This is a genomic window from Myxococcus xanthus (genome assembly GCF_006402735.1).
In the GTDB taxonomy this organism is placed as follows: Bacteria; Myxococcota; Myxococcia; order Myxococcales; family Myxococcaceae; genus Myxococcus; species Myxococcus xanthus_A.
Genome location: NZ_CP017174.1, coordinates 963,365 through 982,207 on the forward strand (window position 1 = coordinate 963,365; position 18,843 = coordinate 982,207).

Genomic DNA, 18,843 nt, shown 5'->3' on the forward strand with positions numbered 1-18,843 from the left:
CAACCACCGAAGGCCTCGGGCGCGCCCGGGGGAGACCCACGGCGGATGGAGGTTCGGCGGCCGGTCGCCGAACTGGGCGCACGGGCCTATGCCATCCAATTGTTGTCTGACGCGCGAATCCCGTTCCTGGTCGGCGGCGCCTACGCGTTCGCCCACTACACGGGCATCTATCGCGACACGAAGGACCTGGACCTGTTCATCCGCAAGGACGACGCGGACCGCGCATTGGAGGTGCTCGCGCGCAATGGCTGGAGCACGCAGAGCAACGTCCACGGCTGGCTGCACAAGGCCTTCTGGGACGACTTCCTCGTCGACCTCATCTTCGCGTCCGGCAATGGCATCACCGTCGTTGACGACGGCTGGTTCGAGCACGCGGTCCGCGCCCGGCTGCTGAACTGCGCGTGCAACGTGCCTCCGGCGGAGGAAATCTATTGGAGCAAGGCCTTCGTCCTGGAGCGCGAGCGCTTCGACGGGCACGAACTCACGCACCTGCTCCTGAAGACGGGGCGCACGTTCGACTGGCCGCGGCTGCTGGCGCGCTTCGACCGGTACTGGGAGGTGCTGCTCTCGCACCTGATGTTCTTCCGCTTCGCGTACCCCGCGGACCGCGACATCGTCCCGGAGTGGGTGATGCGCGAGCTGCTCTCCCGCGCCAACAGCTCGCTGGCGGAGGGCAACTGGGACTCGAAGCTGTGCCGGGGCCGGCTGTTGTCGCAGGTCAGCTACCAGGTGGACGTCGACGAGTGGGGCTACGAGGACGGCCGCGCCTGGGATGAATCCGAGCGCACGCGCGAGCGCGAGCCCGAAGCGGTGCCCGCCGCGAGCGGTACTTACGGCGGCCACTGAGCCACGGACCCCGCGCTCGCTTCCCGGGACCTCTCCAGTCCCGGCGTGAGCGCGCCAGGTCCACTGTCCCTGCCACGGCTTCGGCGGAGCCTCACCTTCGGGCAGAGGACCCGCCGAAAGCAGGTGTCATGTGTCGCGGAGCGAAACCGGGCCACGAGGTGTCATCGGAATCCTGGGCGTGTTGTGCCTGACGCTCGCGCCCTCCGCGCGGGCACAGGTCTCCGTCACCGGGCAGGGAGGACCGCTGCGGCTCGAAGCGGGCTCGCAGTCGGTGGCGCTGTCCCTGGAGGAGGGCGGCGTCGTGCGGGGGCCCGGCATCGAGCTGCGTCAGCGCGGCGCTGCGCTGGTGGGACAGGTGCGTGGCAGTGACGTGGATGTCGGATGGGCCAGCGGAAACCTGCTCGGACGCGTGGGGGAAGGCACCGTCGACCTCCGCGTCCTCGAAAGGACGCCGGAGCCGGGCCTGCGCCTGGAGGGAGACTTCGCCAGCCAGCCGTCGAGCCTCGTCATCGCGCCCTTCGCCATCGCTGGCGCCATGGGCGGATGCAACTACACGCTGTCCGTGACGGGAGAAGGGTATTCGGGCTGGCGCACCTGCCAGCCTGGGACGACGCTCCAGCCGGGCCCCGTCTCCCTGTCCCTGCCCGAGGAGGTGCTGCGCCTCGGACAGGGAGAGAAGGCGGCGCTGCTGGCGCTGTTGCTGTCGGAGACGATGTTGCCGCCGTGAGGCGGCGCGTGCTCAGGCGAGCACGGTGGTGGCGAAGGACAGCTCCACGCCGTTGTCGCGCACGCGCATGCTGGGCTTGGACAGCCAGTGGCACCGCGGGCAATAGCTGTGCGCACCCGCCTGAGAGGCACGCACAGTCACCTCTCCACCGCAGAGCACGCAGCCGTCGGGGAGGACGAATTCGGCGAACCGCTCGCCGGTGTTGCTCTCGAATTGAGTCATGCTTCTGAGTTAACGCAGGAATCGCGGGGCACAAGGCGACCTGAGGTGTCCCCCGGTCGGGCATGGCCCATCAGGCAGGCAGGCGGCCGAGCCCTCCTGCATTCCTTACGGGCTCGCCGCGCTTTGGTGGGTGGCCGACACCGCAACCCGGTGATGTCGCGTGAACGCCCTGGCACGGGGATTTCAAGGGCCCGGGGCATGGATGCACAGGGTGAGGGTGACGGCATGGGTGGGGTGCTGCGGGTGGAGCTCCTCCATGACCGGCGAGGCTGGGGCGTGGAGGTGGAGACGTGGGCCGGGGCCGTGCGCCGGTACCGGTATGGCAGTGAGGCCCAGGCCCGCTTCTTCGCCGCGGTGTTCGAAATGGGCCCCCGCGTGCTGCCGCCGGTGAGCGCCGGGCGCCGCAAGCGGACCCGCCGGGCGGCCTGAGGCTCCGCGTCTTCCCTCTACCCTCGCGGGCTGCTTTCGGAGAGGCTACGGGCCATGAGTGACGCACCCAAGCCCTTCCTTCACCGTCCCAACCGCCAGCTCATCACCAAGGAGCCGGACCCCGCGGGCCGTTGGTCCAAGCAGTTCCCGGACATGATTGGCTACGCCAGCCAGGGCGGCGGCAAGGTGCCGGCCGACTTCGGCTGGAACACCAACCCCAAGCAGTGGCAGGAGGAGATGACGCCGGAGACGCTGGCCGCGCGCTACGACGAGCTGCGCATCCTCCCGCCGAAGTCCGAATCGCCCGCGCTGCCCGAGGGCGCGAAGTCCGAAGGCACCAAGCCGTAATCCCGCTTCAACTGAAGGGCAGGGCCGCGAGCCGCTCCCGGAACCGGCCGAGCAGCTCCCGCGCCCCTGTCTCCTCCAGTCCGTCGCCCGCCTCCTGTCGCGCCTTGCGCAGGAAGACGTCGAACGGCGGCGAGCGGCCCTGGAGCGCGCCCGCCGCCTCCACGGCCTCCGCGAGCACGCGCTCCGCGCCCCGCGAGCCCAGCGTCAGGTGCATGTCCGCCTGCTCCAGCTTCATGCCGCAGGTGGCCCAAACCGCGCGGTCGTGGACGACGAGCCAGGTGCGCGTCACCTCCTCCATCTGCTCTTCCAACGCCACGAGGTAGGGCTCCACCAGCCCCGGCAGCGCGTCCGGCGCCAGCTCCGCCTGGGTGGCCGTGTCCAGCAGCCGCGCGCGCAGCTCCAGCACCTGGTGCTTCTGCGGCGTGCGCAGCGCCACTGACGCGGGAAGGGACACGAAGGCGGACAGGCTCTCCGCCACCTGTCGCGCCAGCGCGGGGCGCGCGCGGGGCTCCGCCTTCGCCGCGCGCTCCAGCCGGCCTTGCAGGGAGCGGCGCAGGTCCGCCGCGGCCGCGCGCAGCGCCGCCCGTGCGCCCACCTGGTGGGCGTAGCCGGGCACCACCTCTTCGCGGCGCACGTCGGCGAAGGCGGAGGCGGTGAGGTACACGAGGTCGCCAATGCGCACGCGGAAGTCGGCGCGGAAGGCCTGCAGCTCGGCCATCAGCGTCCAGCGGTCGCTCACCACCTCCGGGCGGCGCATCTGCTGTCCCAGCTCCGCCACGCGGCGGGCCAGCCGGTCCGCGATGGCGTGCAGCACCGCCTCCACCTCCTGCGCCAGCCGCTCATCCGAGCTGGCCGGCGGCGGAGCCCAGCCACCGTCGCCGAGCCCGGCCGAGCGCGTGGGGGGCGGGAACTCCTGGTGGACGGCGCTGACGAGCTGGTTGACGCCCACCAGCGTGTCGCCAATGGCCGGCGCCATCGTCTCCCACAGCGACAGGTCCGCGCCGCCGTCCGCTTCCACCGACGTGGGCTCGTACTTCGCGATGCTCAAGTGTCCCAGCCGGTCGATGGCCACCGCCGCCGCGCGGTGCACGCGCTCCAGCCGGTCCGCGAGATGCCGGTCGGTCAGGGCTTCCAGGAGCGATTCCAGGCGCGCGGGGAGCGCGTCCTGGGGCGGGCGGGATTTGGGCTTGGGCGCTGGCAAGGAGCGGCGACCCTAGCGCACCGTCTTGAGCCACGCGAAGAACGGGGGGACTCGTCAGGGCCTCGGCTTCCCGGCATAGAGTGGAGGGAAGGGGAGAACCGATGACAATCCGCTTCCGGCGCCGCCGGCTGCTGGGGGGAGGACTGGCTGCGTTGCTCGTGGGGGGCGCGGTAGCCTTTGCCTCCTGGGACGTCTGCCTTTCCGCCTGGGTCCTGCGAGGAGTGAAGGTGCCGAGCTGTCCGGACGGACAGTTCCGCCAGGTGGTGGAGGTCCATGGCTCCGGCCTGGCGCGTGGCGACACGGGCCAGGTGATGGTCGTGACGCATGCGCTGGCGCCGCACCCGGAATCCGGCCAGCTGATGAAGGCCCCGGTGACGAAGGGCACGGCCGCCGTGTTCCTGGTAGACGGGGAGGGGAAGGAGACACCGCTTCCACTGTCCAAGGAGACGGACTGGAAGCGCACCCAGGACGACCGAAGCCTGTCGGCCCGGGTGGTGCTGCCGGAGGTACCGGACGGTGACTACCAGTTCCGGGCCCGCGTCACCTCGCCACTGGGCACGGACTCCGTGGATGCGCCGCTGCCGCTGTATGCCAATGCCCTGGCTCACGTGCTGACGGACCGGCCCCTGTACGAGCCGGGCCACGAGGTCCTCTTCCGCGCGGTGGTGCTGAGGGCCAAGGACCTGGCGCCGTTGGATGGGCGGCCGGGGACGTGGGTGGTGCGGGATTCCACCGGCGAAGTGGTGCTGGAGGAGCGCGCGCCGGCCGGCCCCTGGGGCGTGGTGGCCGGGCGCTTCCCGCTGGACCGGGGCGCGCCGCAAGGGAGCTGGACGGTGAGCTGGGTGAGCGGCGGGGCGCAGGCCTCGGCGTCCTTCGAAGTGAAGCCCTTCACCCTGCCGCGTTTCCGCGTGGAGGCGCGCAGCGCCCGGCCCTTCTGGCGCGCGGACGAGGTGCCGGTGGTGGATGGGCAGGTGACGTATGCCTCGGGCGCGCCGGTGGCCGACGTCGAGGTGGGTCTGACGTGGAACATCCACGGTGACTGGCCCGCGCCCACGGAGTGGCATGCGGGAGGCCTGCCGGACCGCGCGCGCACCGACGCCGCGGGGCGCTTCCGCCTGTCGCTGCCGCGCGTGCCCCTGGACCTGCGCGGACAGGCCCAGTTGGTGGCGCGTCTGGTGGCGCGGGACGCGGCGGGAGACCGCATCGAAGGCGGCGTGTCGCTGCTGCTGTCCGAGGACGCGCTGCAGGTGTCGGCGGTGACGGAGGTGGAGGGTGGACTGGCGCCGGGGTTCAACAACCGCGTCTACGTACGCGCGACGACGGCCGCGGGGCAGGTGCTGCCGGGCACGGAGTTGACGGTGAAGCGCGCCTGGGACCCGCGGGACGAAGGCGTGCGCGCGTTGACGGACGAGGACGGCGTGGCCGTCTTCCAACTGGACCCCGGGCCTCCCGTCAACGTCGTGGTGCCGCCCATGCCCGTGCGCCCGCCGCCGCCCGAGCCCACGGTGCGGCTGGGCCAGACGCGCAACCTGCTGGCGCCGGAGACGGAGGCCTCGCTCGAGGACCTGCTCGCGCTGGAGAAGGGGTTGGCCGCGCTCGAACCCTGTGCGCGCTTCGTGACGCGTGAGGATGGAGAGATGGAAGTCGCGCTCGGCCTGCGCGTGAGTGCTTCGGGCGCGGTGGTGGACGTGGTGACTGGGGAGGAGGGCGCACTGCCCGCCTGCGTGGCCTCGGCGTTGCGTACCCGCGTGCTGCCCGCCGGGCGTGAGCGGGTCTTCCAGGTGAGCCTGGCCATCATGGACCCGGGCCTGCCGGAGTTGGAAGTGGAGGTGGAGGCGGCCATTGGCGCCCCTGAGATGCTGGTGGCCGCGCTGTCCGACGCGGCCCTCGATGCGCGCACGTGTCTGCCGCGAGACCTGGGAATGGAAGCCCCGCTGCCCGCGGCGTTGAGCTGGCGGCTGGGGAAGCGGGGCCTGGAGTCGCTGACGTGGGTGACGCTGCCGAAGCAGTCGAACGCGCTGGCCGCGTCCGCCCTGCCCTGCATCCAGGAGCGCTTCGCGCGCGTCCGGCTGCCCGAGGCCGAGTATCGGCAGAACGCCCTGGGCGTGGGGCACCTCACCGCACGTCTGTCGGGGGAGAAGGGGCGCCAGGCCGTTTCCCAGGCCACCACCTTCCTGGGCTACGAGCTGAAGGTGAGCGGCACCCAGAGGGGAGAGGTCGTGGGCGAAACGAAGCTGGTGCTGCGTCCGGCGGAGGTACCACCCACGCGCCTGCGCGCCACGCCCGTGCTGGCGCGCGGCGGCGAGGAGGTCCGCATCGAGCTGATGCGCGGTCCCCAGTTCGAGGGCCCGCTGCCCGATACCCTGGTGCTCCAGGCAGGCAACCAACGGATGGAAGAGAAGGTGGACAAGGCGACGCGCTCGGTCCGCTTCAAGCTGCCCGAGGACTTCGAGGGCTGGGCGATGACGTACTGGGAGGGCGCGCAGGGCCGGGTGTACGTGGCGCCGCGCGCGCAGCTCTCCGTGGAGGTGACGCCGGACAAGCAGCGCTACGCTCCCGGCGAGCTGGCCCGGCTCCAATTGCAGACGCGGGTGGATGGCCAGGACGGTCCGGCGGCGGTGGGCCTCTTCGGCGTGGACGAGACGCTGGCGCAGCTGGCGCCGCTGCCAGGGCCGGACGCGCTGGGGCAGCTGCGGCCCGTGCCGACGGTGGCCTCGCCCGCCTTCGGTGTCCTGGACGGTCAGGCGCTGGCCATGGGCCGCATCCGCGGGGCAAACGCGGCGTCGGCGGCGGTGCTGCGGGTGAGCGATGTGCCTCGGCGCGAGCACACGGAGCCCCGCGTGACGGTGAACGCGGTGACGGCCTTCGAGCCGGAGTCGGAGCTGACCGAACCCTTCTACGCCGTGCTGGCGGAGCTGCACGCGCAGGTGCGCGCCTGGGAGGAGAAGGCGCCGCAAGGGCAGACGCTGGACCCGGCGGGCATGGCCCGGCTGTGGGAGGGCGCGCTGGCGGCGTGTGAGAAGCGCGGCGACAAGGTGAGGGATGCCTTTGGCCGCCGGTTGAAGCTGTCGCGGCTGCCCGTGGACCTGCTGGCCCTCACCGACCCGCGGGCGGTGGTGTCCAGCGGCACGCGGCTGCCGGAGGACGTGGAGAACTGGAACGCTTGGGTTGCCCGGGAGGCGCCATGAATCGCTCGTTCTTCGCCGGGGTGGGGTGCTCCCTGGCGAGCCTGGTGGGACTGGTCATGTTCGTGGCGCTCTTCGGTGACGACATGCGGCGCCTGTTCGGCTCATCCGCTGACGCGCTGGCGGGTGCGTCCGCGCCCCAGGCGTCGAAGAGTCTCCGCTCCTTTGGTGAGAACTCCGCGTACGACGAGGTGCAAGCGGTGATGGCCCCCCCGCCGGTCATGGCGGAGCCGCAGATAGAGATGGAAGTAGAAGGGGGGATGCCCGGGTTCGCGAACGAGCCCCGCCGTGCCCGCGCCGTCGTGGTCAAGGATGATGCACGCAAGGGCGGGGGCGGCGCGGAGGCAGACGCAACGCCCAGCCGTGCCTGGTTCCCGGAGACGTTCCTCTTCGAACCCCTGGTGGTGACGGACGCGTCCGGCGCGGCGACGGTGCCGGTGCGCGTGCCGGACCGCCTCACGCAGTGGCGGGTGCTGGCGCTGGCGCACTCGCGTTCGGGCGCGCAGTCCGGCGCGGTGACGTCCTTCACGGGCACGCTGCCCACGTACGTGGACCCGGTGCTGCCGGCCTTCCTGCGCGCGGGCGACGCCGTGCGGATGCCGGTGCAGGTGATGAACACCACGGACGCGGCGGTGGAGGCGCCCTTGAAGGTGGAGGTGCCGGGCGCGCTGGTGGAGGGCGGCAGCCGCACCGTGCGCGTTCCGGCGCACGGCAGCGTGGTGGAGTACGTGACGGTGCGGGTGTCCACGCCGGGCCAGGTGGCGGTGCGCGCGGCGTTGGGCGCCACCGACGCGGTGGTGCGGGACTTCCCCGTGTGGGCCACGGGGCGGCCGGTGGTGGAGACGCGCGGTGGCACGCTGGCGGCGCCGCGCTCGCTGTCGCTCACCGGGGCCGTGGACGCGCAGCCGGGAAGCGAGCGCGTCCGGGTGCGGGTGTTCCCCGGCGGGCTGGGCGTGCTGCGCTCGGAGCTGCTGAACGCGAGCGGGCGCGAGGACGCGGCCGGCGTGGGTTATTCGCTGCTGCTGGCGGGCCGCGCGCCGGAGCTCCTGAGTGCGCTGGGCGAGACGCGGTCCGCGGAGGCACTGAAGGCGCTAAGCACGCCCGGGCAGCGGCTGAAGGCGCCCGTGCCTCCGGAGTCCGGTGAAGTGGACGTGGAGTCGGTACGGGCGGGGCTGATGCGGGCGACCCAGCGCGCGCTGCGGTGGAGCCGGGCGCCGGACGTGGCCACGGCGGCGCTGCTGGCGGAGGGCGCGCTGGCGCATCCGGACAACCCCGTGCTGGCCCGCCTGGGTGAGCGGCTGGCCGCGCAGGTGGCGGCGGCGCAGCTTCCGGATGGCACCTGCCAGGGCGGCGCCGGCTGGACGCTCCAGCGGTTGTTGGTGGCCACCGCGGACTGCACGCGCGCGGTGAACGCGGCGGCGGTGACGCCGGAGGGCAAGCGCCGCGCGGCCTTCTTCACCGCGCGGGCCTCGGGTGCGCTGGAACGCAACCGGGCGTACGTCAGGGATGGCTACACCGCGGCGGCGCTGCTGGCGAGCGGCGCGGTGACGGGCTCGCTGCGGGACTCACTGCGCGAGCAGGTGCGGGACGCCGTGCAGCGGCGCGACGAGGGTGCCGCGTTCCTGCCCGTGGAGGAGGGCGTGGTGGACGCCACGGGCGGCACGCCGACGGAGGCCGAGGCCACCGCGCTGGCCGTGCTGGCCCTGGAGGGCGACGCGAAGGCACCCGTGGCGGACCTGGGCGCCGCGTTGCTCGCCAGCTACGAGCCGGTGAATGGCTGGGGCAACGGGCGCGCCAACCGCCTGGCGTTGCAGGCCGTGGTGTCCCTCTTCCGCGAGCCGCTGCCCGCCCAGGTGCGGGTGGTGCTGGAGCGGGACGGCCAGGTCATTACCGAGGGCACCTTCGACGCCAAGGCCCTGCGTGAGGTGCTGTCCCTGGAGGCGGCGGCTCCGGGCTCCGGCGGCGCGCATACCTGGACGGTGCGCGCGGAGCCCGCGGTGCCCGGGTTGGGCTTCGCGCTGGCGTTGAGCGCCGCGGTGCCGTGGACGCAGCAGGCACAGGCCGGGATGGAGTTGTCCGTGCAGGTGCCCTCGGACGCGAAGGTGGGGCAGCCGTCGGAGGTGACGCTCCAGGCATCCACGCCGTCGGGCCTGCCGCTGGTGATTCGCCACGGGCTGCCCGCGGGCGTGCAGGTGGACACCGCCAGCCTGGAGGCGCTCGTGCGTGAAGGGAAGGTGGCGTCCTGGCAGAGCGAGGATGGCGCGGTGACGCTGCGGCTTCATCCCCGAGGGCCGGGCGAGCCCTTCCAGGCGCGCTTCCGCGTCATCCCGACGCTGGCGGGTACGCTCCAGGGAGGCGCGTCGTCGCTGATGACCCTGTCGCGCCCTGACCTGGTGTCCTACGTACCCCCCGCTACGTGGGCCGTTCGCTGAGGAGAGGTCGCTGTCACTTCCTGCCCCCCGGGCCACTGCCCTGGCGCTGGGGGGCGCGTTATGTGTCGACTCGTGGTGACTTCACGGGCCTCCAAGAAATGTAGTCCGCGCTCCCAACTGGGCACCCACGCAGGGGATGCACAGATTTCCCAGCAGCAACACGGAGTCGCAACCGCTCCCAGGGTTGTTTCGTCGTGGGTGGCAAGCATGGAGCTCGACGGTGCGGAGAGGGACGAGCTACAGCGGGTGCTGACGAGCGCGTTTGCCTCGGTAGAGCACCTTCGCCGGGTCGTGGCCGCCACCTGCCGCAGGGATTTGGAAGCGCTGGGCGTCTCCGGTGGGCTGCGTGAGCGCGTCTTCACGCTCATCCACATGGCGGAGGCGGAGGGCTGGCTGCGCGAGCTGATTCGCGGCGCCTACCAGGCCCTGCCCCGACACCCTCGCCTCCAACGCTTCGTGCAGGTGTACCTCGCGTCCGTCCAGCGCAGCATCCCCCGTGTCGGACTGGAGCGCATCTTCGGCAGCGGCCGGGCGGACGCCGAGCGTGAGCACTGGCGCAAGCGCCTGACGTCCATCGAGCGGCAGGTGTGCCGCGTGGAGCCGGAGGTGGGCGCGGCGCTGGGCACCGGCTTCCTGGTGTCCCCCAACGTCGTGCTCACCAATTTCCACGTCATCGAGAACAGGCTGCTGGAGTCTCTACGGGTGCGCTTCGGCCGCAAGGTCCTCCAGGACGGGACACTGCTACATCCAGGGACGGTGTACCGCGTGACGCGCTGTCTGGCGCGCAGTCCTTACAGCCCCGCGGACCTGATGCACCCGCGTCCGCGCGATGCCACGTCGGGCGAGCTGGACTACGCCTTCCTCGAGGTAGCGGGTGTCCCCGGCGAGGACCTGGTCGACGGGGAGCCCCGAGGCTGGCTGGAGCTGCCCGACTCGCGGGAGTCCTTCACGCCCGGCAGCCTGGTGCTCATCGTCCAGCACCCGGCGGGCCAGCCGATGAGCGTCGCGCTCGATGAGTTCCTGGGCGTCAATCCGGGCCGCACACGCGTGGCGTACCGCGCGTGCACGGGGCCGGGCTCCTCGGGGGCACCCTGCTTCACCCAGGACCTGCGGCTGGCCGCGTTGCATCACAGCGGTGGGCCCCGCGTCCCGTCCGTGTCGGTGGGACACAACGAGGGCATCCCCATCGACACCATCCGCGGCAGCCTGTCCGGGAGCATGTTGAGCCAGCTGGGGTGGGGGTAGGGGCGCGAAGTGGAGGCATGGGGGGCGCCTGATACAGTCAGTGAATGCATTCCGCTGGCACCCGTCCCGCCGTCACCCACTCCGCGTGGGGGCTCGTGCGTCTTCCGGCCCTGCTCCTGTTGCTCGTCCTTCCCTGGAGGGCCAGTGCTGAGCCCTCGCTGCGCGTGGCGGGTGCCTCCGCCAGCAACGAGGTGAAGCTGCGGACAGCGTCGGAGGACTTCCGGCACGTGCTGCGCGTGGATTTGCTGAGCGCGCCGGAGGGGGTCGGCGACGTGGCCGTGGCCGGCGGCGTGGTGAGAGGTGTGGACGGCGAGCTGCCCGGCGGCGTGACGGTGCTGGTGGATCCGCTCCAAGCCCAGGACGGCGTGCAGGTGGCGTTGCAGGCGGTGGTGAAGGAAGCGGAGGCCGGGAGCGCTACGGTGCCCATCTCCACGCGGCGCCCCATCCACGTCGAGCTGACCGGGAGGCTGCCCGTCACGGGTGACTACACGGGCCATGTGGTGCTGGTGCATGCGCAAGGGCGGGAGACCACCGCGCTCATCGTCACGCGCGTGCAGGCGGTGCCCGCGGTGCAGTTCATTGCCACGTCGCCGGCGGTGACGTCCGCGGGTTGGGGCTGGGGCTCCATCGACGCCACCGTGCGGCTGCCGTTCAAGGAGACGGCGGGCGTGGGCGGTGTCGTGTCGGTGCCCCAGTTGCTCCAACTGCAGCGCAAGGCGCCGGACATGGGCTCGGCCCTCATCCAGCCGCGCTTCCAGAGCGTGCGCTTCGCGCTGGAGGGCGGGAATCCGGATGGCGGCAACCTGGATGTCACGTCGGTGGACGGCGGCATTCCCGTGAGCGCGCATGGGAGCGGCGCGCTGCTCTTGAACCTGCGGGGCCTGGAAGGTCCGGGCGAGTACACCGGCACCGTGCGCCTGTCCGTGCGCTCGGGCATTCCGGTGGAGCAGCCCTTCACCTTGTGGGTGAGCTCGCCTTGGTTGTGGGGCGCGTTGCTCATCGCGGCGGGGGCCGTGTCGTCGTTCGGCGTGCGCCTGTATTCGCAGCGCATCCGGCCCCGGACGTTGCGTTTGCAGCGGGTCATGGAGCTGCACCGCCGGCTTCAGGCCGTGGTGAGCGGGCAGGGGGCTCGGGCGCGGGAGGTGGGGCAGGTGATGCTGGGCCAGGTGGACGGGCTCGCGTCGGAGATTCGCCGGCCGGTGCGAGGCATCCGCGTGCGCGACGGGGACCTGACCGCGCTGGAGCCTCGTCTACGGCTGTATGGCGCGTGGTGTGACACGTCACGCAAGCTGGACGCGCTCCCGGCCGAGCTGCGTCCGGAGCAGGCGAGCCAGTTGCTGGCGGAAGTGGAAGGCGCGCTGCGCACGGAGGACACCGCCACCGAGCAACTGGACCGCCTCGCCGCCAAGGTGCGGGAGCTGGACGTGGACGGACTGGCGCGCGCCGGGCTGGAGGCGCGGTTGCAGGACATCGACCGTCAGGCGCGGACGCTGGTGGAGCAGCACGGTGAGGATTCGCTGGGCTTCCGGCTCAAGTACGAACTGCTGTCCCTTCTGTCGACCGTGCGGGAGGAGCTGGCGCGGGGCGCGCTGGACGCCGCCCGGCGCCAGTTGGAGTTCGCTCGCCGCTCGTACTTCGACATCCTCTGCGAGGAGCTGTCCGCGGCCCTGGCGTCCCGCACGCCGCCGCGAGGCTTCACGGAGGAGGAGTGGGATGCCCTCACCCGGCAGGTGAACACACTGCTGGAGCGAGCCCGCGAGCGTGCGAACACCAGCGTGGATGATGCCGTCCGCATGTACCAGGGCGCGCATGCCGCCTATGTGCGCCAGCTCATCGTGGAGCTGCGCGGCGCGGTGGACGAGGCGCGGCACGTCAGTGAGTCCGAGGCGCAGACGCAGGCGCTCGATGAGGTGGAGGCGCTCCTGCGCGAAGCCATGGGTCTTCTGGTGGCGGAGTCGTCGCACGAGGCCGCGGGGAAGTACGGCGAGGCGCGCGTCCGGTTTGTCTCCGCCAGCCAGTCCCAGCGGATGGCGAAGAGCTTCCACCTGGAATCGCTCGCGTCGGACGACGAGGGCGACGGGGCGCCCTCCGTGCCTCCTCCCACCGCGCCCAGCGGTGGAAGCATCCTCGCGCTGCCGGAGGCGCCCGCCGGAGGGGCGCCCGCGCTGGGCGACTTCGAGGGCATGCCGCTGCCGTCGCCGCGTCATATGTGGCTGGTGGAGCTGGGCGTGCTGGCGCTGCTCACCACGGTGGCGGTGGCGCTGGGGCTTCAGTTGCTCAATGTCTTCTCGCCCACGTGGGGTGGTTTCGGCGCGGGCATGACGGCCTTCCTCTGGGGCTTCGGCCTGCACCAGGTGGGCAACGCCTCCTTCGAGGGAATCACCGGGCTGCTGACGCGCGTGGAGCGGCCGGCCTCGCCTCCGCCGGCCACCTGAGCCGCGCGGATTAGCGCTGCCGGTCCTGGATGGTCTTCGCGGCGATGCGGTCCACCACGCCCGGGACCACCAGCTTGAGGAACTGGGCGACGCGGGCCTTGGTGGTCATCACCACCTCGCGCTCGCGCCGCTCCATGGCGCGGAGGATGATGGCCACGCAGGTGTCCACGTCCATGTTGCCCGCGCTCTCGTCGTGCTTGCTCTGCCGCACGGGCTGGCCGTCCGCGCCCAGCGCGCTGTCGCGGATGTTGGTGGCGACGAAGCCGGGGCACACCACCGTCACGTCCACGCCGGTGCCGCGCAGCTCGATGCGCAGTGAGTCGAAGAAGCCGTGCATGGCGTGCTTGCTGGCCGCATAGCCGCTGCGGTTGGGCACGCCCGTCTTGCCCGTGAGGGACGACACGGCGACCACCAGCCCGCGCCGGGCCTTGAGGTGGGGCAGGGCGTGGTGGGTGCAGTACACCGCACCCAGGTAGTTGATGCGCATCAGCCGGTCGAAGAGGGACAGGTCCTTCACCTCGTCCACGCGCGCGTCCATCGTCACGCCCGCGTTGTTGACCAGCACGTCGATGCCGCCAAAGGACTCCACCGCGCGCTCCACCAGGTGGCGGCAGGCCTCCGCGTCACCTACATCGGTGGGCACCACCACCGCGCGCCCGCCGGCCGACTCGCACCGGGCCTTCACCCGCTGGAGCGCTTCCTCGTTGCGTGCCGCCAGCACCAGGTTGGCGCCGCGTCCGGCCAGCACCACCGCCAGCGCCTCGCCAATGCCCGCCGAGGCGCCCGTGACGACCACCGTTTTTCCTCGCATGGCGCGCATTCTGACCCCTCGCCGTCAGGGGGGCCCGGAAAAAATCCGACCACCAGGTGACACTTCAATTCGGGCCCGGTGTTCTGGTCGCGCCAACGTGTTTCGCGAGGGGAAAGACACCATGCCGTCCATCGCCGTTTTCGCCCAGGCCCACCCGGAGCAACTGGGGTGGCTCAGCAGCAAGCTGCTGGGGGTGACACTCACGTCCGCGGAGTGGGTGCTGTGGGTGCTGGTGTGCCTGTCGGTGCTCTCCATCGCCATCATGCTGGAGCGCACGGTGTACTTCGCCCGTCACCGGCTGCCGGACTCGGAGGCCCTGGCGGTGCGGCTGTCGCGCGGTGAGCTGGACGCGGTGAAAGCCGCCATCCAGGGGCGTCAGGGCATGGAGGCCGCCATCCTGCGCGAAGGGCTGGCGTGCGCCGACCAGGGCGCGGACACGGTGGAGCAGGTGATTGCCTCCACCCTGTCGCGTGAGCGCCCGCGCTACGAGCGCTTCCTGTCGTATCTGGGCACGCTGGGCAACAACGCGCCGTTCATCGGTCTGTTCGGCACGGTGCTGGGCATCATCAAGGCCTTCAATGACCTGGGGAAGATGAACGCCCAGGGCGGCGGCGGGGCCATGCAGCAGACCGTCATGGCCGGCATCTCCGAAGCGCTCGTCGCCACGGCCGTGGGTCTGGCAGTGGCGATTCCGGCGGTGGTGGCCTTCAACGTCTTCAGCCGTCAGCTCAAGACGCTCACCAGCCGCGCCAATGCTTTGGGCCACGCGCTGGTGGGCAGTCTTCGCTCGGAGGCCCGTTAGGCCATGGCGGGCGGCGCGCAGGACAACGACGACGAAATCACGGGCATCAACGTCACGCCGCTGGTGGACGTGGTGCTGGTGCTGCTCATCATCTTCATGGTGACGGCCAACTTCATCGTCCGTGAGACGGTGGAGGTGGACCTGCCCCGCGCGGCCAACGGCGGTGAGACGGTGCAGGGCCTGGTCAACGTGGTGCTGGACAAGGAGGGCAAGTTCTTCTTCGACGGCACCGAGATGACCGAGAAGGAGCTGGAGGCGAAGGTCGCCGAGGCGGTGGCCAAGGACAAGGAGACGCGCGCCATCATCAGCGCCGACCAGTCGCTGCCCTACGGACGCGTCATGCGGCTCATCGACGTGGTGAAGGGCCAGGGCATCGCCAAGTTCGCGCTCAACATCGAGAAGGACGTGGCCCCCTCGGCCACGGCCCCCGCGCCCTGAAGCGAGGCATCAGCGCATGAGCCAGGCGGTCCTCGAAAATAGTCCCACGACGTCCACGCACGACCGCTCGTTGGTCGTGGTGGGCGCCTTTCTGCTCGTGTCGCTGGGGATTCACGTCGGCGGCTTCTGGGCGCTGGGTGAGGGCGACTCGCGCTCGCGCCCCGTGCCCAAGCGTCCCGTGGAGATGGTGATGGTGGAGGTGCAGAAGCCGCCCCCGCCGCCTCCCGAGGCGCCGAAGCCGGAGGAGCCGCCCAAGCCGCCACCCCCCAAGCCCAGGGTGGTGAAGCCGCCGCCGGTGAAGGTGGCCGAGGCCCCCAAGCCGCTGCCACCACCGCCCGTGGACGCGCCGCCGCCCCCCAACGAGACGCCGCCGCCGTCAGCGAAGCCCGCGCCCCTGGTGGTGGGCCTGTCGATGTCCTCCACCACCAGCGCTGGAGGTTTCGCGGCGCCCGTGGGCAATACGCTCTACGGAAGGACGGGCCCCACGGCGAAGGCGCCCCAGGAGGTGAAGGCGTACAGCGCGCCGAAGTACGCGCCCATCTACCAGGTGGACTCCGAGCCCACGGTGGCCTCCGAGGTGAAGATTCCCTATCCGGAGGAAGCGCGCCGCGCGGGCGTGGAGGGCACCGTCACGCTCTCCATCACCATCGACCACGAGGGCAAGGTGGTGGCGGTGAAGATTCTCAAGGGGCCCGGCTACGGCCTCAACGAGGCGGCGAGGGATGCCATCCGCCGCTTCCGCTTCAAGCCCGCCATCAAGGGCGGCGAGCCTGTCTCCACGGAGATGAAATACTCGTACACCTTCCTGCTCGATTGATGTCGCCACTCCCGCTGGGAGAGCGGCGGAGCACGGGCGTGCCCGGCATGTCAGGGGTACCCATCCCCACAGGCATTGCCGGGATTCCACCTCGCCATCGCTCCGTCTCTCTTTCAGCGGGAGCGGCAACCCCCTCACCCGTATGCTTGGACACGCCATGTCCTCCACCCTGAAAGCCCGAGGCGCGCTTGTCGCGGCCTCGCTCCTGCTGGCGGCGCCCGTGCTCGCGCAGGCACCCCAGGCCGGTGCGCCACCCACGGACGCGGCCACGCCACCTGCGGCGCAGGCCCAGCCCACCATCACCAAGCCTCCCGAACTGGTGCAGCAGGTGGAGGCGCAGTACCCGCCCGAGGCGCTCGCGCAGGGGCTCACCGCGTCCGTGCGGCTCATCATCACCATCGCGGATGACGGCTCCGTCGCCGAGGTGTTGCCCACCGAGCCGGTGGGCAATGGCTTCGACGAGGCGGCCATCGCGGCGGTGCGCCAGTTCCGCTTCTCGCCCGCCGAGGTCGACAGCGTGCCCGCGCCGGTGCAGGTGGAGTACGTCTACCACTTCACCCTCACCGCGCCGGAGCCGGAGGCGGGCGCCGAGGCCGCGGAGGCCGAGCAGCCCAAGGCCACGCTCACCGGCCAGCTCATCTCCCGCGGCAGCCGTTCGCGCGTGCCCAACGCCACCGTGCGCTGCGGCGACGACCCGGACGCGCCCGAGGTGATGTCCGACGAGGACGGCCGCTTCACGCTCGAGGTGCCCGCGGGCACCTGCGAGGTGCGCGTGGTGGCCACGGGCTTCCAGCTCTACCAGACGAAGGAGGAGCTGAAGCCGAACGAGACGACGGAGGTGAACTTCTACCTCGCGCCCTCGGGCGGCGGCCTGGAGACGGTGGTGCGCTCCGACCGGCCGAAGAAGGAGGTGGTGCGCCGCACCATCACCCGCGAGGAGGCGCAGAAGACGCCGGGCTCCTTTGGAGACCCCATCCGCGTCATCCAGTCGCTGCCGGGCGTGGCGCGCGCGCCCTTCATCTCTGGTGAGCTGCTGGTGCGTGGCTCGAACCCGGGCCAGACGTCGACGATGATGGACGGGGTCCAAATCCCCCTCCTGTTCCACCTGCTCGGCGGCCCCTCGGTGGTCAACGCCGAGTTCATCGACCAGCTCGACTTCTTCCCGGGCGGTTACGGCAGCCAGTACGGCCGCGCGGTGGGCGGCATCGTCGAGGTGGGCACGCGCAAGGGCGCCTCGGACACGCTGCATGGCTCGGTGAAGGTGGACCTGCTGGACGCGGGCTTCTTCCTGGAGAGCCCGATTACGGATGGCATCAGCGTGGCCGCCGCCGCGCGCCGTTCCTACATCGACGCGATTCTGCCCGCCGTCCTGCCGGAATCGGAGGGGGGCACGCTCTCCGTGGTGCCGCGCTACTGGGACTACCAGTTGCGCGTGGACTTCGGCGCGAAGCGGGGCTCGCCCAACGACGACACGACCGTGGCCGCCGGGGGCGCGCGCAGCTCCGGCTACATCATGGCCTTCGGCAGTGATGACCAGCTCCGCGTGGTGTCCACCGGCCCCAAGACGGAGCGGGACCTGGAGCTGGACACGCGCATGAACTTCCACCGGGTGAAGGGCGACTGGACCTACCGCAAGGGCGCGATGTGGTCCGTGTTCACGCCCTTCGTCGGCATGGACCGCAACGATATCGACTTCGGGCTCGCGCGGCAGGAAGGCAAGACGTACACGCTGGGCGCCCGCGAGGTGCTGGGCATCGAGCTGTCCTCCGCGCTCACCCTCCGCACGGGTCTGGACATCGTCTTCGAGCACGAGCGCTATGACGTGTCCTTCCCCGCGCCGGGCGGCATCGAGTACGTGCCCTTCCCCGGGGCCGAGCCGGTGGGCCAGCAGTTGGAGGAGCAGATTGCCCTGAACGCCTTCGACGGCGCGCTCTTCCTGGAAGCGGACTTGTTGGTGGGGCGCTTCACCTTCACGCCGGGCGTGCGCGGCAACCTCCAGTCGGTGGGCAACACGCGGAACCTGGCGCTGGACCCCCGGCTGTGGGTCCGCTACGCGGCCACCTCGCGCACCAACCTCAAGGGCTCGTTGGGCCTCTACAGCCAGCCGCCGGAGACGTTCCGCTTCATCTCCTTGCCCTACGGTAACCCGGACCTCGCCTACCAACGCGCGTTCCAGAGCAGCCTGGGCGTGGAGCACCGCATCACCGACGTGCTCAACGTGGACGTCACCGGCTTCTTCAACCGCCGCTTCAACAACATCGTGTCGCCCGGCCAGCTCGTCACCAACGAGGGCGGCGGCGTCTTCACGCTGCCGTACTCCAACGACGGCATCGGCCGCGCGTATGGCGTGGAGGTGATGCTGAAGAAGGAGCGCGCCTCCGCGACGGACAAGTGGTCCGGCTGGCTCTCGTACACCTTCAGCCGCGCGGAGGACGGGCGCACGGGGCCGCTACCCCAGGGCGGAGGGACCTTCGGTGGCGGCAGCGTGCCGGACGACTCCACCTATGGCCTCAGCCCCTGGGACCAGACGCACATCCTCACGCTGGTGGCGAGCTATGTGCTGGGCGACGGCTGGGAGCTGGGCGGCCGCTTCCGCTACACCAGCGGCCGGCCCATGACGCCGCTGGCGAGCGGCTATGACGTCTACGACGCGGACCGCAACCGCTACAACGCGACGTTCGGTCCCTACTTCTCCGACCGCACGGGCGGCTTCCACCAACTGGACGTGCGCGTGGACAAGAGCTGGCGGTTCCAGAGTTGGACGCTCACGGCCTATCTGGACGTGCAGAACCTCTACAACGCGAAGAACGTCGAGTTCGTCTTCAACGACTACCGGTTCCGTCGGGAGTACGAGGTGCCGGGCATCCCCATCCTCCCCGTGGTGGGTGTGAAAGGAAGCTTCTGA

At 71.2% G+C, this 18,843-nt stretch carries 15 protein-coding genes; 12 read left to right on the forward strand and 3 right to left on the reverse strand.

Annotated features, from left to right (window positions below; all coding sequences use genetic code 11):
* Positions 1–45 precede the first annotated feature (45 nt).
* Positions 46–846: a nucleotidyltransferase family protein gene (locus BHS09_RS04240; protein WP_174258643.1), complete on the forward strand. Its 801-nt coding sequence runs from the start codon at positions 46–48 to the stop codon at positions 844–846.
* Positions 847–976: 130 nt separating this feature from the next.
* Entirely contained in the window at positions 977–1,573 is a 597-nt protein-coding gene (locus tag BHS09_RS04245) for a hypothetical protein (protein WP_140797229.1), read from the forward strand.
* A gap of 12 nt (positions 1,574–1,585) precedes the next feature.
* Here BHS09_RS04245 and BHS09_RS04250 read toward each other — a convergent pair whose 3' ends face one another.
* The gene (locus BHS09_RS04250; protein ID WP_011550932.1) at positions 1,586–1,795 is read right to left on the reverse strand and encodes a hypothetical protein; all 210 of its coding nucleotides are present in this window, start codon (positions 1,793–1,795) and stop codon (positions 1,586–1,588) included.
* 198 nt (positions 1,796–1,993) lie between these two features.
* Between BHS09_RS04250 and BHS09_RS04255 the strand changes: the two genes are divergently transcribed.
* Entirely contained in the window at positions 1,994–2,224 is a 231-nt protein-coding gene (locus BHS09_RS04255; RefSeq protein WP_140787486.1) for a hypothetical protein, read from the forward strand.
* Between the two features lie 54 nt (positions 2,225–2,278).
* A complete protein-coding gene (locus BHS09_RS04260) occupies positions 2,279–2,572 on the forward strand; it encodes a hypothetical protein (RefSeq protein ID WP_140797230.1) in 294 nt (97 codons plus the stop codon).
* A 7-nt stretch (positions 2,573–2,579) separates the two neighbouring features.
* Here BHS09_RS04260 and BHS09_RS04265 read toward each other — a convergent pair whose 3' ends face one another.
* Positions 2,580–3,773, reverse strand: coding sequence for a hypothetical protein (locus tag BHS09_RS04265; protein ID WP_140797231.1), 1,194 nt, complete (start codon positions 3,771–3,773; stop codon positions 2,580–2,582).
* Positions 3,774–3,874: 101 nt separating this feature from the next.
* Here BHS09_RS04265 and BHS09_RS04270 point away from each other — a divergent pair, with 101 nt between their 5' ends.
* The 4 genes from BHS09_RS04270 (at position 3,875) to BHS09_RS04285 (ending at position 13,070) form a co-directional block, all read left to right on the forward strand.
* Positions 3,875–6,961 (forward strand): MG2 domain-containing protein, encoded by a 3,087-nt coding sequence (locus tag BHS09_RS04270; RefSeq protein ID WP_174260491.1) that lies wholly within the window; start codon positions 3,875–3,877, stop codon positions 6,959–6,961.
* Positions 6,958–9,390 (forward strand): alpha-2-macroglobulin family protein, encoded by a 2,433-nt coding sequence (locus BHS09_RS04275; protein WP_237080188.1) that lies wholly within the window; start codon positions 6,958–6,960, stop codon positions 9,388–9,390. The genes BHS09_RS04270 and BHS09_RS04275 overlap by 4 nt, the downstream gene beginning before the upstream one ends.
* 207 nt (positions 9,391–9,597) lie before the next feature.
* Complete coding sequence (locus BHS09_RS04280) at positions 9,598–10,635, forward strand: effector-associated domain EAD1-containing protein (protein WP_140787496.1); 1,038 nt, start codon at positions 9,598–9,600, stop codon at positions 10,633–10,635.
* A gap of 44 nt (positions 10,636–10,679) precedes the next feature.
* Entirely contained in the window at positions 10,680–13,070 is a 2,391-nt protein-coding gene (locus BHS09_RS04285; protein ID WP_140797234.1) for a hypothetical protein, read from the forward strand.
* Positions 13,071–13,080: 10 nt separating this feature from the next.
* Here BHS09_RS04285 and BHS09_RS04290 read toward each other — a convergent pair whose 3' ends face one another.
* A complete protein-coding gene (locus BHS09_RS04290) occupies positions 13,081–13,890 on the reverse strand; it encodes an SDR family oxidoreductase (RefSeq protein WP_140797235.1) in 810 nt (269 codons plus the stop codon).
* 112 nt (positions 13,891–14,002) lie between these two features.
* Between BHS09_RS04290 and BHS09_RS04295 the strand changes: the two genes are divergently transcribed.
* The 4 genes from BHS09_RS04295 to BHS09_RS04310 all read left to right on the forward strand — a co-directional run bounded on the left by BHS09_RS04295 (position 14,003) and on the right by BHS09_RS04310 (position 18,843).
* On the forward strand, positions 14,003–14,683 hold the full coding sequence (locus tag BHS09_RS04295; RefSeq protein WP_011550941.1) for a MotA/TolQ/ExbB proton channel family protein: 681 nt from the start codon (positions 14,003–14,005) through the stop codon (positions 14,681–14,683).
* A gap of 3 nt (positions 14,684–14,686) precedes the next feature.
* Complete coding sequence (locus BHS09_RS04300) at positions 14,687–15,121, forward strand: ExbD/TolR family protein (protein WP_140787504.1); 435 nt, start codon at positions 14,687–14,689, stop codon at positions 15,119–15,121.
* A gap of 16 nt (positions 15,122–15,137) precedes the next feature.
* A complete protein-coding gene (locus tag BHS09_RS04305) occupies positions 15,138–15,938 on the forward strand; it encodes an energy transducer TonB (RefSeq protein WP_140787506.1) in 801 nt (266 codons plus the stop codon).
* Between the two features lie 142 nt (positions 15,939–16,080).
* Positions 16,081–18,843: a TonB family protein gene (locus tag BHS09_RS04310; RefSeq protein WP_140797236.1), complete on the forward strand. Its 2,763-nt coding sequence runs from the start codon at positions 16,081–16,083 to the stop codon at positions 18,841–18,843.

Excerpts from the sequence above, each read along its gene's own strand:
- BHS09_RS04250 (WP_011550932.1), bottom strand. The coding sequence starts at position 1,795 with ATGACTCAATTCGAGAGCAACACCGGCGAGCGGTTCGCCGAATTCGTC.
- BHS09_RS04260 (WP_140797230.1), top strand. The coding sequence starts at position 2,279 with ATGAGTGACGCACCCAAGCCCTTCCTTCACCGTCCCAACCGCCAGCTC.
- BHS09_RS04305 (WP_140787506.1), top strand. The coding sequence starts at position 15,138 with ATGAGCCAGGCGGTCCTCGAAAATAGTCCCACGACGTCCACGCACGAC.
- BHS09_RS04285 (WP_140797234.1), top strand. The coding sequence starts at position 10,680 with ATGCATTCCGCTGGCACCCGTCCCGCCGTCACCCACTCCGCGTGGGGG.
- BHS09_RS04295 (WP_011550941.1), top strand. The coding sequence starts at position 14,003 with ATGCCGTCCATCGCCGTTTTCGCCCAGGCCCACCCGGAGCAACTGGGG.
- BHS09_RS04240 (WP_174258643.1), top strand. The coding sequence starts at position 46 with ATGGAGGTTCGGCGGCCGGTCGCCGAACTGGGCGCACGGGCCTATGCC.
- BHS09_RS04300 (WP_140787504.1), top strand. The coding sequence starts at position 14,687 with ATGGCGGGCGGCGCGCAGGACAACGACGACGAAATCACGGGCATCAAC.
- BHS09_RS04310 (WP_140797236.1), top strand. The coding sequence starts at position 16,081 with ATGCTTGGACACGCCATGTCCTCCACCCTGAAAGCCCGAGGCGCGCTT.
- BHS09_RS04280 (WP_140787496.1), top strand. The coding sequence starts at position 9,598 with ATGGAGCTCGACGGTGCGGAGAGGGACGAGCTACAGCGGGTGCTGACG.
- BHS09_RS04275 (WP_237080188.1), top strand. The coding sequence starts at position 6,958 with ATGAATCGCTCGTTCTTCGCCGGGGTGGGGTGCTCCCTGGCGAGCCTG.
- BHS09_RS04290 (WP_140797235.1), bottom strand. The coding sequence starts at position 13,890 with ATGCGCGCCATGCGAGGAAAAACGGTGGTCGTCACGGGCGCCTCGGCG.
- BHS09_RS04255 (WP_140787486.1), top strand. The coding sequence starts at position 1,994 with ATGGATGCACAGGGTGAGGGTGACGGCATGGGTGGGGTGCTGCGGGTG.
- BHS09_RS04270 (WP_174260491.1), top strand. The coding sequence starts at position 3,875 with ATGACAATCCGCTTCCGGCGCCGCCGGCTGCTGGGGGGAGGACTGGCT.